The sequence below is a fragment of the Mesorhizobium sp. M1E.F.Ca.ET.063.01.1.1 genome, from assembly GCF_003998155.1.
GTDB lineage: Bacteria > Pseudomonadota > Alphaproteobacteria > Rhizobiales > Rhizobiaceae > Mesorhizobium.
Genome location: NZ_RZSC01001041.1, coordinates 1 through 1,629, shown reverse-complemented (window position 1 = coordinate 1,629; position 1,629 = coordinate 1). Strand labels below are relative to the sequence as shown.

The 1,629-nt window shown below is 65.7% G+C and carries 2 protein-coding genes; both read right to left on the bottom strand.

All coding sequences use genetic code 11. The annotated features are described in order from the left end of the window. A partial coding sequence (locus tag EOA29_RS35780) for a YicC/YloC family endoribonuclease (RefSeq protein WP_145970020.1) occupies nucleotides 1-366 on the bottom strand: 366 nt, incomplete at its 3' end. A gap of 154 nt (nucleotides 367-520) precedes the next feature. Continuing rightward, nucleotides 521-1,629 (bottom strand): endolytic transglycosylase MltG (gene mltG, locus EOA29_RS35775; protein ID WP_127222349.1); only part of this gene is annotated, 1,109 nt, incomplete at its 5' end.

Here is a 1,629-nt window from a genome sequence, read left to right as displayed (position 1 = left end):
GGCTTCCGGAATGTCGAGGACGCCGCGCAGCGCAAGCAGTCCGTCGGCGGTGGCGGGCTGTGTGCCGAACTGCTCCTGCAGGCGCTTGGCAAGGCCCGCCAGATCCTTCAGGAAAGCCTCGTTGACCACCGGCTGCGCCTGCTGCGCGGCGGCGCGGCCGACGGTCAGCGTCGCCTGGAAATTGCCGCGCGCGAAGCGCTTCTGCACGGTCTGCCGAACAGCGGGTTCCAGCCGGTCGAAGCCCTGCGGCAGCCTCAGCCTCACCTCGACGCTCTTGCCGTTGACCGATTTCACTTCCCAGGCAATCGACGTGCCGTCGCGTTCAGCGACGGCGCGCGAGAACCCGGTCATGCTCTGCACGTCCATGATACCTGTCACCCCTGTCGCAGGTCCGGGCGCGATTGCCCGAACGTGCATACCCCATATGACACCCGACCTTCGGCCAGGCATCGGATATCCCCTCAAAACATGAATACGGCCCGGCGTCAAAGGAGGCGAACAGAACCGGCAAGGCTGCAGCCTATTGGGCGGCGTCGCCATTCTCGCCGCTGTCAGCGCCACTATTGCCACCGTCGGCATTGTCGTCGGGAGCGGCTGGCGCCGTCGTCTGGCCGGAGGCCTTGGCCGCGTCGTCGGCCTGCTTCTTCTGCTGCGCCCGGTAGCGGGCGACGTTCTGGTTGTGCTCTTCCAGCGTCGCGGCAAAGACATGGCCGCCATTGCCGTCGGCGACGAAATAGAGGTCGTCGGTCTTCGACGGATTGGCCACTGCCTCCAGCGCCGCGCGGCCCGGATTGGCGATCGGCGTCGGCGGCAGCCCCTTGACCAGATAGGTGTTATAGGGCGTCTGCTTGTCGATGTCGGACTGGTAGATCGGCCGGTCGGCCGGTTTGCCCTTGCCGCCGAACAGGCCGTAGATGATGGTCGGGTCGGACTGCAGCCGCATGCCCTTGGCAAGCCGGTTGAGGAAAACGGCGGCGACGCGCGAGCGCTCATCACCCCTGCCGGTCTCTTTCTCGACGATCGAAGCCAGGACGACGAAGTCCTCCATGTTGGCGATCGGCAGGTCGGGTGAGCGATGCGCCCAGACGTCCTCGACCAGCTTCTTCTGATCGGCGACCAGCTTGTCGATCATCTGCTGCCTGGTGGCGCCGCGGGTGAAGCGCAGCGTGTCGGTCGCGATGCTGCCCTCCGGCGGCATGGTCACCGGCATGTCGCCGGTCAGCGCCTCCTGGTCGGCCACACGCTGCAGCGCCTGCTCGACCGTCAGCCCCTCCGGGATGGTCAGCGAATACATCACCGACTTGCCGCTCTTGAACAGCTCCATGATGTCGCGCATCGAGGCGCGCGGCTTGATGGCGTATTCGCCGGCCTTCAGCGCAGCGTCATTGCCGGTGGCGCGAACGCCAAGTCTGAAGATTCGCGCATCGCTGACCAGGCCGCGACGTTCCAGTTGGTCGGCGATCTCCTGCACGCCGGTATTCGGCTTGACCATGAAGGTGTCGCCGCTGGCGGACGGGCCCGGCTCAACGAAAGCCTGCATGCCGAAGTAGAGCGCAGCACCCGAGGCGAGAACGAGAAGGATAACCACCGAAAGGAAGAAATTCAGGAACACGACGACCTGGCTGCGCG